Annotated in this window: 14 protein-coding genes and 9 tRNA genes; 4 read left to right on the plus strand and 19 right to left on the minus strand. The window is 35.7% G+C overall.

Annotated features, from left to right (window positions below):
• Nucleotide 1: 1 nt before the first annotated feature.
• The 4 genes from AOC36_RS09310 to AOC36_RS12000 all read right to left on the minus strand — a co-directional run bounded on the left by AOC36_RS09310 (nucleotide 2) and on the right by AOC36_RS12000 (nucleotide 2,493).
• Nucleotides 2-1,126 (minus strand): hypothetical protein, encoded by a 1,125-nt coding sequence (locus AOC36_RS09310; RefSeq protein WP_067633616.1) that lies wholly within the window; start codon nucleotides 1,124-1,126, stop codon nucleotides 2-4.
• A gap of 214 nt (nucleotides 1,127-1,340) precedes the next feature.
• Nucleotides 1,341-1,745 (minus strand): hypothetical protein, encoded by a 405-nt coding sequence (locus tag AOC36_RS09315; RefSeq protein ID WP_067633618.1) that lies wholly within the window; start codon nucleotides 1,743-1,745, stop codon nucleotides 1,341-1,343.
• Nucleotides 1,746-1,897: 152 nt separating this feature from the next.
• Nucleotides 1,898-2,128, minus strand: a complete 231-nt coding sequence (locus tag AOC36_RS09320) for a hypothetical protein (RefSeq protein ID WP_067633620.1) — start codon at nucleotides 2,126-2,128, stop codon at nucleotides 1,898-1,900.
• Nucleotides 2,125-2,493: a recombinase family protein gene (locus AOC36_RS12000; protein WP_078055146.1), complete on the minus strand. Its 369-nt coding sequence runs from the start codon at nucleotides 2,491-2,493 to the stop codon at nucleotides 2,125-2,127. Before AOC36_RS12000 ends, AOC36_RS09320 begins: the two co-directional genes overlap by 4 nt.
• 376 nt (nucleotides 2,494-2,869) lie before the next feature.
• Between AOC36_RS12000 and AOC36_RS09330 the strand changes: the two genes are divergently transcribed.
• Nucleotides 2,870-3,340, plus strand: a complete 471-nt coding sequence (locus tag AOC36_RS09330) for a DUF6431 domain-containing protein (RefSeq protein WP_067629969.1) — start codon at nucleotides 2,870-2,872, stop codon at nucleotides 3,338-3,340.
• Between the two features lie 133 nt (nucleotides 3,341-3,473).
• On the plus strand, nucleotides 3,474-4,949 hold the full coding sequence (locus AOC36_RS09335; RefSeq protein WP_067629964.1) for an ISL3 family transposase: 1,476 nt from the start codon (nucleotides 3,474-3,476) through the stop codon (nucleotides 4,947-4,949).
• A gap of 606 nt (nucleotides 4,950-5,555) precedes the next feature.
• Here AOC36_RS09335 and AOC36_RS09340 read toward each other — a convergent pair.
• The gene (locus AOC36_RS09340) at nucleotides 5,556-6,185 is read right to left on the minus strand and encodes a transposase (protein WP_067633624.1); all 630 of its coding nucleotides are present in this window, start codon (nucleotides 6,183-6,185) and stop codon (nucleotides 5,556-5,558) included.
• Between the two features lie 172 nt (nucleotides 6,186-6,357).
• Here AOC36_RS09340 and istA point away from each other — a divergent pair, with 172 nt between their 5' ends.
• Both istA and istB read left to right on the plus strand, forming a co-directional pair.
• Nucleotides 6,358-7,806, plus strand: coding sequence for an IS21 family transposase (istA, locus tag AOC36_RS09345; protein ID WP_157777170.1), 1,449 nt, complete (start codon nucleotides 6,358-6,360; stop codon nucleotides 7,804-7,806).
• Nucleotides 7,807-7,817: 11 nt separating this feature from the next.
• Entirely contained in the window at nucleotides 7,818-8,564 is a 747-nt protein-coding gene (gene istB, locus AOC36_RS09350; RefSeq protein WP_067630339.1) for an IS21-like element helper ATPase IstB, read from the plus strand.
• Nucleotides 8,565-8,585: 21 nt separating this feature from the next.
• Here the strand turns inward: istB and AOC36_RS09355 are convergent, their stop codons facing one another.
• The 14 genes from AOC36_RS09355 to AOC36_RS12515 all read right to left on the minus strand — a co-directional run bounded on the left by AOC36_RS09355 (nucleotide 8,586) and on the right by AOC36_RS12515 (nucleotide 14,001).
• Nucleotides 8,586-9,167 carry a hypothetical protein gene (locus tag AOC36_RS09355; RefSeq protein ID WP_067633627.1) on the minus strand — a complete coding sequence of 194 codons (582 nt, stop codon included), beginning with the start codon at nucleotides 9,165-9,167 and terminating at the stop codon, nucleotides 8,586-8,588.
• Nucleotides 9,145-9,354, minus strand: a complete 210-nt coding sequence (locus tag AOC36_RS09360) for a hypothetical protein (protein ID WP_067633629.1) — start codon at nucleotides 9,352-9,354, stop codon at nucleotides 9,145-9,147. Before AOC36_RS09360 ends, AOC36_RS09355 begins: the two co-directional genes overlap by 23 nt.
• A gap of 202 nt (nucleotides 9,355-9,556) precedes the next feature.
• Nucleotides 9,557-9,632, minus strand: a tRNA-Phe gene (locus AOC36_RS09365).
• A 1-nt stretch (nucleotide 9,633) separates the two neighbouring features.
• Nucleotides 9,634-9,710, minus strand: a tRNA-Met gene (locus AOC36_RS09370).
• A 52-nt stretch (nucleotides 9,711-9,762) separates the two neighbouring features.
• Nucleotides 9,763-9,851 (minus strand) — tRNA-Ser (locus tag AOC36_RS09375).
• Nucleotides 9,852-9,865: 14 nt separating this feature from the next.
• Nucleotides 9,866-9,942, minus strand: a tRNA-Ile gene (locus tag AOC36_RS09380).
• A 23-nt stretch (nucleotides 9,943-9,965) separates the two neighbouring features.
• Nucleotides 9,966-10,042, minus strand: a tRNA-Met gene (locus AOC36_RS09385).
• 27 nt (nucleotides 10,043-10,069) lie between these two features.
• Nucleotides 10,070-10,146: transfer RNA gene (locus AOC36_RS09390), tRNA-Pro, on the minus strand.
• 9 nt (nucleotides 10,147-10,155) lie between these two features.
• Nucleotides 10,156-10,232 (minus strand) — tRNA-Arg (locus AOC36_RS09395).
• 35 nt (nucleotides 10,233-10,267) lie between these two features.
• Nucleotides 10,268-10,354 (minus strand) — tRNA-Leu (locus AOC36_RS09400).
• Between the two features lie 9 nt (nucleotides 10,355-10,363).
• Nucleotides 10,364-10,437 (minus strand) — tRNA-Cys (locus AOC36_RS09405).
• A gap of 214 nt (nucleotides 10,438-10,651) precedes the next feature.
• On the minus strand, nucleotides 10,652-11,968 hold the full coding sequence (locus AOC36_RS09410; protein WP_067633631.1) for a 6-phospho-beta-glucosidase: 1,317 nt from the start codon (nucleotides 11,966-11,968) through the stop codon (nucleotides 10,652-10,654).
• A 167-nt stretch (nucleotides 11,969-12,135) separates the two neighbouring features.
• Nucleotides 12,136-13,185 carry an ABC transporter substrate-binding protein gene (locus tag AOC36_RS12510; RefSeq protein WP_067633633.1) on the minus strand — a complete coding sequence of 350 codons (1,050 nt, stop codon included), beginning with the start codon at nucleotides 13,183-13,185 and terminating at the stop codon, nucleotides 12,136-12,138.
• Nucleotides 13,186-13,197: 12 nt separating this feature from the next.
• Nucleotides 13,198-14,001, minus strand: a complete 804-nt coding sequence (locus tag AOC36_RS12515; protein WP_067633635.1) for an ABC transporter permease — start codon at nucleotides 13,999-14,001, stop codon at nucleotides 13,198-13,200.
• Between the last annotated feature and the right edge of the window lie 2 nt (nucleotides 14,002-14,003).

A 14,003-nucleotide genomic window follows, 5' to 3' on the forward strand; every position in this document is an offset into this window, starting at 1 on the left:
CCTAATTATCAAGTGCGTTGAGATAAGAAGAGGTTGCGATCTTAGTCCACTCACCTGTTTTATAGTTTACTGTATAATATCCCAAGCCATCATTCTTGTCATTTGCGACAACAACCAGCGTGTCTTTAAACACACCGATGATTCCAGACACTTCAACCTTACTGCCGTTTAGGTCCAAAGAATTCGAAGGGACAAATGACTCACTTGCCTCCACTTCATAGACAAGTGTTCCATCATAATCATACACTTGAAATTTCAACGGAGATTCTGCACTTGTAGCATAAATATACTGATCATCAATATATTCCATCACTGTATGTTCAAAAGTGGTTCTAACATCACCCGCTTCATTCACAACATGTGCTAATATTTTATCGGCTTGGATTTCATAATAAATAAAATTGGAATCATAAGAACTTGCTAAAAAATAGTCTGGAGCCGATATTACATTTTCCAATGAATAATCATCAAAGGAAAAAGCATACAATGTACTAACATTCGTTGATTGATTATACATATTAAGATATAAACCATCTTGTGAAGGAACATAACGAAGGAAACGTTGTCCTTCAGGTTCGATAATTTGTGTTTTCTCCTTCGAATTTAGGTTTACCACAAATACTTCCTGGGTAAAAGTATCAACATAAAATAGGTGACCATAGGTAATAAACATCTTATCAGGGACCGTGTCAAAAGTATAAACAACTTCTTTATTTAACCCTTCAGAATCAAGGCGATTAAGCATTAAGCCATTTTCCCCTTCAATCGTTCCATAGTATGAAATATAATAGAGCGACCCACCATAGCATTGAAAGTATTCCCCATCCATGATATCAAAATACTTCTCATACTCTAGCTCATAATCCTGAGAAACACTGACGACTTCATCATCGATATAGTTCAAATCCGCTAATTTTAAAGACTCTTGCATCGCATCATCGTACACATAAAGTGTTCCAGAATCAATGTAATAAATTGCGTCATCTGTTGCTGAAATGCTAATTTTTGAAATATTAGTATTCATCCCAGTAAACATCTGATTTGCAGGAATGCTCTCGTCAATTTTAGTGGATGTTTGCGTACATCCAGCCAACAATAAAAGTCCAATCAACAAACCTTTCTTCATATATTCTTCTTCTCCCTCTTCCGTGGCTTACCAAGACTAATAAATAATATTGTGTTTTAATTTTCTTTCATCAGTCTTAATAACTTTTACATTCAAGACTAGTAAATTTGATTTTACCTGTAAAAAATACGGCAACTAATCAAGCTTAATACGCTTTTGTGCACATCACTAGTGGAGCGGATTCCCTAGTGATATTTTTTACAACAAAAAGAATTTATTGACCGGGTGCTGTAACAGTTCCTGAACCGAGCGTGCTCAAAGTTTTACCCTGATAAGTCACAGTTCCTCTTGAAGAAGCACTAGAAATAGCGTAATTCTTAAATTGACAATAAACTCTAACATATGCTCCACCCATACCACTGGAACTGCCTGACGAATCGAATGATTGATACCCTATAGTCTCAGTAATATACGTCGTTATTTGACCGTTATACTTTGTATCATTAGCAATTGACCCATCAACTGATTTTCTATCACTGACCATTGAAACTCTTACGGTCATATAAGAATCAGTCTTTGACAATGCTGATATGTTTGTTGAAAACAAAATAAGTGTAAGTCCAAGCAATAAAATCGCAGTAAATATTTTCCTTCCATTATTTTTTGTAGCTCTAATCATAGTTAGTCCCCTTGTTTATATCTTCCGCTCTAATTATATTTTATCATGACAACCGAAAATGTATACCCTTTCATTTATTGTTATTTTTATTTTTATTGCAATCACAAATCTTGTGGGATGTTACATTTTTAACATAGGTTTTTCTACTTGCATCAATTAACTTTAGAAAAAGTATTCATCATCAGGGTAACCATTCTTCTTACTGCCTCAGCTGGGTCTTCGATGACAATCAATTTCTTGTTTTCTTTACGATATCCATGTGGTGCTTGGGGTGATGCATAATTCCCCTCCAAAAATAAGCGTGTTATTCTTGCTTCAGAACATTTCTTTATCTTCTTTAATTCATACCCTCTGAATGCTAATTTGATTTTATATTCGTTCACACCAGAATCGGTACGATAAACACATGTAGATAAAACTCACAATTGTAAGCTTTCAGATACTTAATCCAGAAACTATTGTATTCATTCTCACGTCCAATTCTCTCACTATCAGTTGCCATAACAAGATTCACATTACCTTTCTTTATATCTGATAGAAGTCTTTGAAAATTAGGGCGGTCCATAGTCGTTCCACTTTCACCATCATCCACATAAAATCTTACATTGTGAACACCTCCTATTCCACTATTTGTGATCACATTTTGAAGTACATCAAATTGATGTCTTACACTATAACCATGTTTGGCTTGTTCATCAGCGCTGACACGAACATATACTCCTATTTTGCGCTCTCTTAATTCTTGAATTCTCGAAAAAAAATGTTAGACCAGTTATCTATTTCAAGCACAAAAAACAGTGAAGGTTGAGAGTTTATTCCCTAAATAATAATATAAAATCGGATATTAAACTTTACTTGGGGTTTTCACTCGCAACACTATTTCTTGGGGTGAGGTAATCTTGCTCTAGCCTCTGTCTTTAAAGAAGTTTGGGGATTTCTGTTGTAAACTGATTATCTTAGACCAGCAGAATAAAAAATCACTTTACTTTATGCACAATTAAGTGCTGTATTAAAGTGATTTTTTTTGTATTATTAGTTTAACGAGGTTAATAAAATGGTAGAAACCCCAAGTTTCCAGACCTAAGTTTCTACCAATCCAATACCTCCTATAAAGGAGTAAGAATATGATAACAGTTTTCTCAAACACATTCAATAATAAACAGTTTTCTCAAAAGGAATATTACAAATTTCTCAATTCAATTAATCCAAAAACAATACCTTGTCCGTGCTGTTCAAAAACAGATACACTGATTCGTTATGGATACTATCCGAAAACCATAATTACTGGGCGATTAACCATTGTCGTAGAAATCGCACGTTTCTTTTGTAATCAATGTAAGAGAACTCATGCAATAATACCAAGTAACTTACTTCCCTATTTTCAACTGTCTGTACCCACAATTGAAATAATATTAACCCATGAACTTGATAGCACGCTTTTAACTGATATTGATGAATCAACATATATTCGGATAAAAATACGTTTTAACGATTATGAATCGGTGAGACATTTAAGTTATTTGGAACGATTGAATTACTTCATATTATCCACAAAACGGAATATCTATCATTCCGCCATTACTTCACCAACATGAGAAAAATAGTTTTAACTCCTCAGATTGAATATAATGAAGATGGTTATTTAAATAACAGACAATCATTTTTATATTTAGGAGCAAGATACATAATGAAACCTTATCAAAATAGTCAAAGAGAGGCAGGGTTTCTATGAACGCTAATGCCACTCTTTTAAGTAACGAAAAAATTCTTGAATTATTTAACTTAGAACACCATCAAGTCCAGAAGATTGATATCAAAGGTCAAAGTGACGCATTGAATGTGTACATTACGCTTCAGGTAGAGGAACAAACATGCCCAATTTGTGAAAGCAAAACATCCACAATCAAAGATTATTCTGAAAAGAAGCTTCTCCACTCACTGGTAACACATATACCCTGTTACATTCGTTACCGTGCACGACGTTATAAATGCACAACGTGTAATAAATGCTTTTTTGAACACAATCCATTTGCGTATCGAAATATGAAGATTACTCAGCTGACCGTATATAATGTCCTGAATGATCTTAAATCGCCACATGAAACGTTTACCACAGTTGCCAATAGATATCGGTTATCTCCCACTACAGTATCATCTATTTTCGATTCCCACGTTTCTGTCTCCAGACAAAAACTACCCGCTTATCTGCTTATTGATGAATGTTATGCGTACCACAGTGATCGCAGTGATTATGTATGCGTTCTTATTGATGCAATGACAAAGAATATCGTAGATATATTACCGTCCCGTAAGAAACAAGACTTAGTCGCGTATTTTAGCCAAATCCCCCTTGAAGAACGCAAAGGAGTCTTAGGTATTGGAATCGACATGTGGTATAGCTATAGAGTCGTCGCAAAACAATTCCTTCCAAACGCGTTTATCAGTGTTGATCGTTTTCATGTTTATAGTGATTTAATGAAACGTATCGACTCTATTAGGGTAGACACTATGAAGAAACTAAAACCTCCTAAGAACTGGAAGCAAACAGAAGATAAAGTCAAAAGACAAGAATATTATAAGCGTGACCAGCAATACTATCTGCTTAAAAAGTTCAACTGGTTACTCTATAAAAACCCCAAAGCAACAACCACAGTTAAAGATAAGAAATACAATATATTTGATCCAAATGTACCGAAACAACGCAATAAGAAATTGGGAAAGTTTCTAAACCTTTACGACATAATAGACCTAATTCTTCAAACGAGCAATGGCCTTGAAGATGCATATAACATGAAGTTCTTACTCGATCAATTCTTCAATGAATCAAAAGCTGAGAATGCACACGAGAATCTGAACACACTCATCAGAGTGATGGCTCAGAGTAGAGTTGCATCAATCGTTGATTTTAGCCGAACTTTAGGAAAGTGGAAAAATGAAATTGTCGCAACTTTCAATAAAGTAGAAAAATGCACAAAGGTCACAAATAAGAAAACAGGAGAAACCCATTATGAAGTTTCCATAACACACATAAACAGTGCGTTGATTGAGAATCGAAATCGCATAATCAAGCAAATAAAAAACAATGCAAGTGGCTATCGTAATTGGGAGCGGTTTAGGAATCGTGTGTTGTATGTGCTTAATGAAGACGCAACATATCGAATTAACCCAATAATTAAAACAACCTATGACAAAGGACTCTCTTAAGAAATGACTCATTATTGATATACTATAACAAAAAGAGGGAAGCTATAGTCATGTGCGACTACGCTTCCCTTTGGTCTTTAACAAACTTGTTTGGGGTAACTTACTCCCCAAGTTATTTTATATCATTTTCTGAATTATCCCCAAGTTATTTCAGACCGCCATAAAATCTTCTCAAAATCTTCTCAGAAGACTTTTGGGTACAAAAAAATCCACTAAATAGTGGACAATGGGGTCAACTTAGCATAAGCTTGGTTGACTCCTTTTCTTTTGTTCTTTATAATGACGGTTTCAATTATTCGGACAATTAAGTAATGCTTAGCAATGTATAAATCAAGCGTCATTAAAACAACTTTCGCTATATGGTTACGCAAATTTTGTGTTACAATTTAATTGTCTTAACTACACTATTGTCGTACCGTTCTCAGTCCGTAGTGAGTTCTTCGGACCTTCGGATGATTTCTACCATCTATTCTAAACCGATAGAATGGAGGAGATTTCATAAAGCGACCATAGCGTTCATAGTGTCTATCTCTCCTGATAGGCACTATATTTTTTATAGCAATTTCGGTGATTAAGGACACTGCCTCAAAAATGATTTTAACATTGTCAAATATCACCCCCCTTTACCAAGGTTCCTTCATACATCAGATCTTTTAGAGTTACAAATTTTGTTTTAAATCCATCCACGTGATTTTGGGTTCTTTTATTGTGTAATTCTGCATTCAGTTCTGCTTCAATGATACCTAAAATATTCAAAGCAATAATGCGTGCAAGAATTTTACATTTGTAAACATCAGGACAAGTTGTATTGAATCGCTCAGCTTCTAATTCGGACTTATAATATTTAAAATGTGTTTCAATTTTCCAACGATCTGAATATAGTTCAGCAACTTCTTTATGCGAGAACTCGGCTTGACTCAAATTTGTGAAATAGATATGGTGTGTTTCGTCTTTTTTACTGGAATTTTTCAATTCATATTTCACCACACGTATTCTAATGCGAGGATTCGATTCAAATGAATCACGCACTTCTTCGTGTTTAAGTCTTCTTTGCCACTGTTTATTGACTGTAATATCAATCCATCCATCTTTCTCAATTTTAGCTACTTCCTCTTTGAAAAAGTTCGTTTTCCCTCGTATACAATACTTGCATCCATTCAGTTCAAGGAATCTGAACAGTTCAACACTACCATAATACCGATCCGTAATATAAATTGATTTGTGGTTGCGAATCAAATCAATTGACTTATACAGGTTTTCATATCCTAGCTTGATTTCTGATGTGTTTCGTGCGCTGTATTTGTTAATCTAAAAGTGGGCCAATTCTCAATTGAAAACTGGTCCACTATTTTTATAACTTCAGAAGTGTGTGATAATGCTTTTGGAGGTGAAAGAGGTGATATCACAAATGAGCAAATATTCAATTATCACATTAAAAAAGAAAGGATGGTCCAACAGAAAGATTGCCCTTGAATTGGGTATAGACCGAAAGACGGTCGCACGGTATCTTCAGGAATATAATAAATGTCAAATACAATTGATTGATAATCATGATTTATCAGACGAAAGAAAAGTAGAAGTCATTGATCAAATTGTTGGGGACCGTCACTATGATGCAAGCAAACGAGGTAAGCGCAAGTTAACGCAAGAAATTCAAGCACGCATCATTGAAATTATGGATTCAGAAAAAGATAAAGATATGTTACTAGGAAGACATCATAAGCAAAAGTTAACAGTCACTCAAATATTTGAAATTATCAAAAGCGAGGGACATGATATTGGTCAGACAACCATACGAAATTTTGTGCATGAAATTCAAGCTTCACGAGAAACATTTATTCGACAAGATTATCGATATGGTGAGCGGTTAGAGTTTGACTTTGGAGAAGTAAAGCTTTTAATTAATGGTGAACTAAGAACATATTATCTCGCTGTTTTCTCATCACCAGCAAGCGGATATCGGTATGCATATTTATATCCAAACCAACGCAAACAAGTATTCATAGATGCACATGTTCGCTTCTTTGAGCATTCTAAAGGCTCTTGGGGTGAAGTTGTATATGACAATATGAGAAACGTCGTGAAGCGCTTTATAACGCCTTATGAAAAAGAAATTAATGATGATTGCCTCAAACTGGCACTCTATTATAATTTTGAAATTAACCTGACTAATATACGAAGTGGTCATGAAAAAGGAAGTGTAGAAAACAGTGTTAAGGTAATTCGAAATCGTGTATTCGCAAAGGACTATAAGTTTGAAACATTTGAAGAGGCATGTGTTCATCTTGAACAGACTCTTGATGAAATCAATATAAAGAGTTCAATCGAAGATGAAAAGAAAGAACTTCAACCTTACAGAATTCCTTATGAATTCGCTGATATCGAAGTATATAGTGTTGACAAGTATGGTTGTATACACGTTGAAAATAATTTTTATTCAGTCCCAGACTATCTCCAACACAAAAGAGTTACGGTCAAAAACACCGTAAATTCGATACGCATCTATTCAAATCACACATTTGTGTACGAACATAAAAAGATAGATGGTCACCATCAATATCAGCTTGTGTTGGACCACTATCTGAATACAATGATGACTAAGCCGGGATCCGTAAAGAATTCACTTGTCCTAAAACAACATCCTGAGCTTTATAACATCTACCATAATCATTATAAAACAAGAACTAAAGAGTTCATAGAAATTCTTCAAGAAAACAGGAATGAAACGTATAAAACGCTCAAAGATGCTTTAAAGTATCGGTTGGTTTCAAATACAATTGACACCGTTGAGTATGATGACAGCATACAAGAACAATCACGTAAACAACTTAAGAAAATAAGCCAATTAATGCATTAGGAGAAAAATTAATGGAAACAATTGAACAATTGTCAAAAGAATTAAAACTTTCATTCATAAAAACACACTATGAAGCAGCAATACAGGAAGCGAAACACAAAGGATTGGATTTTCAAGAATTTCTTAACGAACTGCTTTATTGCGAACGAAACAATCGTCGTGACAACGGAATAAAACAACGCATTCGTGCTGCTCGATTTCCTCAAAACAAGACATTGGAGGATTTTACGACTGTAAAATTTAATTCAGAATTAAAACGAAAGTTTAAAGAACTGGAAACATTGAACTTTATAGAAAATAAAGAAAACATTATCTTAATGAGTAATCCTGGAATGGGAAAAACACATTATGCGACCGCACTTGGAATCAAAGCTTGTCTAGAAAATAAAAAAGTGCTATTTATCAGCGTTCCTAATCTAATTATAGAGTTAAAAGAAGCTATGTCAAAAAATCAAATTACGCAATACAAAAAGAAGTTTGAAAAATTTGATCTAGTAATTCTTGATGAACTCGGCTATGTGTCATTTGATAAAGAAGGAAGTGAAATTCTATTCAATCTAATCTCAAATAGAATAACAGTGGGCTCTATGATTATTACAACAAATTTAATGTTTGATAGATGGGAAGAAATATTCAAAGATCCCATTCTAACAACTGCTCTAGTCGACCGCTTAACCTATAAATCACATCTATTAAATATGAGTGGAGAGAGTTATCGTGTTGAAGAAACAATTGCTTGGCTAAAGAGCAAAGAATGACAAACGGTAGTGGACCAGTTTTCAATTGAGATTTGGACCATTATTCAGTTGACAAATACATGCGCCAATGGTGGTACTTAAGAAAAAATCGTTGGTTATGTCAAACAATCCCCCCATTTTAGTCGTTACACGTTTTACATCGGTTTCGCATCGAACTTTTTGGTTCTTATGGAAGCCAAATGTACTAATTGATTCTTTCGATAAGGGAGCTTCTATAACAGTCCCATCTTCTGCAAGAATTATGTATCCTTTATAAGTCTTAACAAGATTTGATTTATAAAAAATACGAGTGAAAGATTGCATAATTGAATCAAACACTTTTGGATTAATTTTACGAAGTGCTTTAGAAAGTGCTTGCTTTGAAACGATACTCTTTATGCAGTCAACACGCGAGTAAAAACGGATCAATTCTTGATTGATTGTTTTCCCACTTCTAAAAATGAGAAACATCAATAATCGGAAAAATGTCAGTTCCCTAGTACGCGTGAAATAAGCTGGTGACTTACGGGCGATGTCAACAAGAGAAGATTGATTCAATGATTGTCTGAAAGTGTGAATGAAATTAGTAATCGTAGAATTCTTAACTACTTGGTTCGTCATCATAAACTAACCTCGGCTTCTTCTTAGCAAAAGCTGCTTTTAGATATGGGACGCTTTCCGAAGGGACTTTACCAAAGTTAATCAGTACTTTATGCTTTGATACACCCAAATGATCACGAGATGATTCAACAAGGGCACAATAATATGAATCATCATTCCCTTTATTATTCTTAACTGCTCTAACAAACATAACAAAACCCTCCTTTTCTTAACTACATTATATATCTATAAGCAATTAAATTAAAGGTTATATTACATTTATTCTTAACTACATTTATATCTTTTGATATTACATTTATTGGAAATATTCTTTGAAAACAAAAGAAAAGGAGTCAACCAAGCTTATGCTAAGTTGACCCCATTGTCCACTAAATAGTGGACTTGATGTCGAATGGTGGCTCCTCTCAGAATCGAACTGAGGACACACGGAGCTTCAATCCGTTGCTCTACCAACTGAGCTAAAGAGCCATGGTTGCGGGGACAGGATTTGAACCTGCGACCTCCGGGTTATGAGCCCGACGAGCTACCGAACTGCTCTACCCCGCGATATATATTTACTGCGCTTATACAGTATAACAAACTTTGAAATAAAAATCAATGGCGGAGGAGGTGGGATTCGAACCCACGCATGCTCTCACATCTGCTGGTTTTCAAGACCAGTCCCTTCAGCCACTTGGGTACTCCTCCAGTTGAATTTTATTTGGTGGACCCTGTAGGACTCGAACCTACGACCCACCGGTTATGAGCCGGATGCTCTAACCAACTGAGCTAAGGGTCCGTCCCTTTTGTTATTAATTTAAATGGTAGCGGGAGTGAGGGTCGAACTCACGACCTCCCGGGTATGAACCGGACGCTCTGGCCAACTGAGCTATCCCGCCGTATATAAACAGTATCTTTTTTTTAAATGGTCGGGATGACAGGATTTGAACCTGCGACCCCTTGATCCCAAATCAAGTGCACTACCAAGCTGTGCTACATCCCGATAAAAAAATGGCGCGCCCGACAGGAGTCGAACCCATAACCTTCTGATCCGTAGTCAGACGCTCTGTCCAATTGAGCTACGGGCGCGTTTCTATCTTATCCGATTAACCTTTAAATAAAGATGGTGGGGATGAAGGGACTTGAACCCTTACGAAGCTGGCTTCAACGGATTTTAAGTCCGTTGCGTCTACCGATTCCGCCACATCCCCATGTTTTATTGGAGGTTCCTATCGGATTCGAACCGATGATCACAGAGTTGCAGTCTATTGCCTTACCACTTGGCTAAGGAACCGTTTCACACTGTGCTTATTCATTATACAATATCAGTGAAAAATTGCAAGCACTAATTTACTTTTTTTTTAATTGTTTTTTCTCAGTTATTTATGTTGAGTTTTGACACAACTTTTAGGTCATATTATATTTTGTCTCTATATGAGAATACTGAAAAGAGGAAGCCAGTTATGGATCCTCTTCAGTACTCAATTGTTTCTCTTGATATAAATGTTTTATTTATTGAACTGTGGCAAATACTCTTTATGAGCTTCTAACAATTCATCTACGACAACTTCAGCGATCGTTGCACTTGGACACAATGGATTTGCGCTAAGGGCATATATTGCAAGTTCACGATTTCCAGTGATTGCTGCTTCACATACCATGCGTTCAAATGACTTAATGTTTTGAATTGAACCATTAATTCGTGGATCAAGTTCTCCAACTGTAATTGGCTTCGGACCATCTTTTGTAATAACACACGCAATCTCGACAGCACTATCTGAAGAAATGTTTGAAATAGCACCATTGTTTCGCACATTTACATACTGAATGTCCTGCTTGTTATTGTGAATTGAGTTTATAAGACTGCACGCAGCATCGGAATAATGCGCTCCACCACGTTTTTCAAGTTGTGGGGGTTTAACACGAAGCTCGAGATCTTTATACAATTCAAATAATTCATCTTCAAGTTTTTTAACAACTTCTCCGCGTACGCGACCTTCTTTGTATTCTTCTAATTCTGTCTCGAGTTGTTCCTTTGTGAAGTAGTAATAGTTGTGATATGGACAAGGAAGGTATCCTAGCCCCTTGATAAAGCTTGGTGAATACGATTGAGCTGTAAAGTTGTTCATTTGTAAGGCTTCTTCACTGCTCTCTATTTGCTTCTCAATGACCTTGTCTAATACAGACTCTCCTTTAACATAAGCATTAGTAACATAAATATGGTGGTTTACTCCACTGATTTCTAATGTCACATCATTCATATCAACATCTAGTTGTGTTGCGATATTGTGTTTAAGCCCAAAAGGTACATTGCACAAGCCAATTACACGTTTAAAGTTTGTATAGCGTAATACAGCTTCTGTTACCATACCTGCTGGATTTGTAAAGTTAATTAGCCATGCATTTGGACAGAGTTCCTGAATGTCTTTCACGATATCAAGAATTACCGGAATTGTTCTAAAGGCTTTGAACATTCCACCCGCTCCGTTTGTTTCTTGACCAATAATTCCGTGTTTAAGGGGAATCCGTTCATCTTTAATCCGAGCTTCTAATAACCCAATTCTCATTTGAGTTGTGACATAGTCCGCATCAACAAGTGCCTCGCGTCGATCATAGCTTAACACAACTTTAATCGGTAGGTTTGCTTCTTCTACCATCCGCTTTGCCAATGCACCAACAATTTCGAGTTTCTCGCGTCCTTTTTCAATATCTACAAGCCATAGTTCTGTTAGAGGAAACTCTTCATAACGTTTAATAAATCCTTCAATTAATTCAGGCGTATAACTGCTCCCGCCACCAATCGTAACAACCTTTAATTTATCCATATTATTTGCCTTTCTTTTGCGTTTATTTAACGCATTAAATCACCCATAAATACACTCATAGGTAACACCTAAATCATACACTATACACCTTAATCTTACAACGTATGATTTCTCAATAATCATAAGAAAACAGAAGATCTGAATACTGCTAGATCTTCTGTTTCACTTTATTGAGAGATTACTTTAATCCAAAGGTCACCCATAATTTCTTTTGTTACTGCATTGTAGAAGAATTCTTCATCTAAATCAAAGTCAGCACGTGGAATATAAGAAGAAATACCTTCAAATTCTCCGCCTTCTGCTGTTAGTTCTTCAACCACCGCTTCAATTGGACTTGAGTATCCAACATAAACAGAATTAGCCATTGAGTTTTCTTCACGTGTAATGAAATCAATGAATTTATGTGCTAAGTCTTTATTCTGTGACACTTCAGGAATTACCATTGAATCAATCCATAGATTTGTTCCTTGTTTTGGTTCAAAGTATTCAAGGTTTTCGTTTTCAGATATAACAAATGTCGCATCTCCAGAGTACATAACTGCAATGCTCTTTTCGCCACCAATCATACCATCAATTACAGTATCAGTCACAAAGATTGGATTTGTTGCGGCTTTCATTTCCACAAGCCATTCGTATGCTTCATTGAGTTCTTGTTCATTTTCTGTGTTCATCGAATATCCCAAAGCCTTAAGTGCAACCATAAAACCATCGCGTTCTGAATCGTAGAAGAACACTTGCCCATTGTAATCTGTATTTTTAAAGATTTCCCAACCTTGTGCTTCAACAACACTTGAGTCCACTTTTGTTGTGTCATACACAATTCCAACACTTCCTACAAAGTAAGGAACGCTGTACTCATTGTTAGGGTCAAAGTGACGGTCTTGATAGTCATCACTAATGTTTGAGTAATTTGTAATCTTACTAAAATCAATTTTACTTAAGAGACCTTCTTCACGAAGACGTTGAATTGTGTAATCCGAAGGCACAATAACATCATAAGTTTCGCCGGATAAAAGTTTCGTATACATTTCTTCATTTGATGTAAATGTATCATACTGAACACGAACACCATATTCTTCTTCAAATGCACTGATTACATCCGTATCAATATACTCACCCCAGTTATACACTCTTAACACTTCTTGTCCACTGCTATTTGAACCACATCCAACTAATACCATTAGGGATGCAACCAATCCTACAAATATTTTTTTCATCGTATTTCCTCCTTAAACTTTAATACGTTTTGCACTATTCTTATTTAACATTGGTACTACATTAATAACGACTAAGAACACTGTGACAACCAGTACCATAATTGTACTCAGTGCATTAATTGATGGGTTTAAGCGTTTTGACATGGTATAAACCATAATTGAGATGTTTTTGACGCCATTCCCAGTCACGAAATATGAAATCACAAAATCATCAAATGACATTGTAAATGCCAATAACGCTGCGGAAATCACACTTGGCATAATTTGCGGAATAATAATTTTTGTTAATGCCTGAGAGGGTGTTGCACCTAAATCCATTGCTGCATCCGTTAAATTCGGATCAATTCTTCTCAGTTTTGGTAAAACCGTCAAGATTACATATGGAATACTGAATGCAATATGCGCAATCAACATGGTCACAAAACCACGTGGCACTTTGAATGCCGTAAAGAGAATCATTAAACTGATCGCAGTCACCACTTCTGGATTCATGATTGGTAAGTTATTAATCGTCAAGACAACCTGTTTAACTAAAGGCTTTGAATCACTCAGACCAATTGCAGCTAACGTTCCTGCAATCGTTGAAACAAAGGTTGAAATAAGAGCAATCGCAATTGTCGTTTGAACTGCTGCCATCATTTCTCGATTATTAAATAAGGTTTCATACCATTGTAATGAGAATCCTGTAAAATTAGTGAGTGAGCGTGAATCATTAAATGAGAACACGATCATCACAAGAATCGGAGCGTAGAAGAATGCAAGCATCGCAAACATTCCAGCAAACGAGAGCCCTTTATGCTTTTTAATTCCAACCATAA

This window comes from Erysipelothrix larvae, from assembly GCF_001545095.1.
Classification (GTDB): domain Bacteria; phylum Bacillota_I; class Bacilli_A; order Erysipelotrichales; family Erysipelotrichaceae; genus Erysipelothrix; species Erysipelothrix larvae.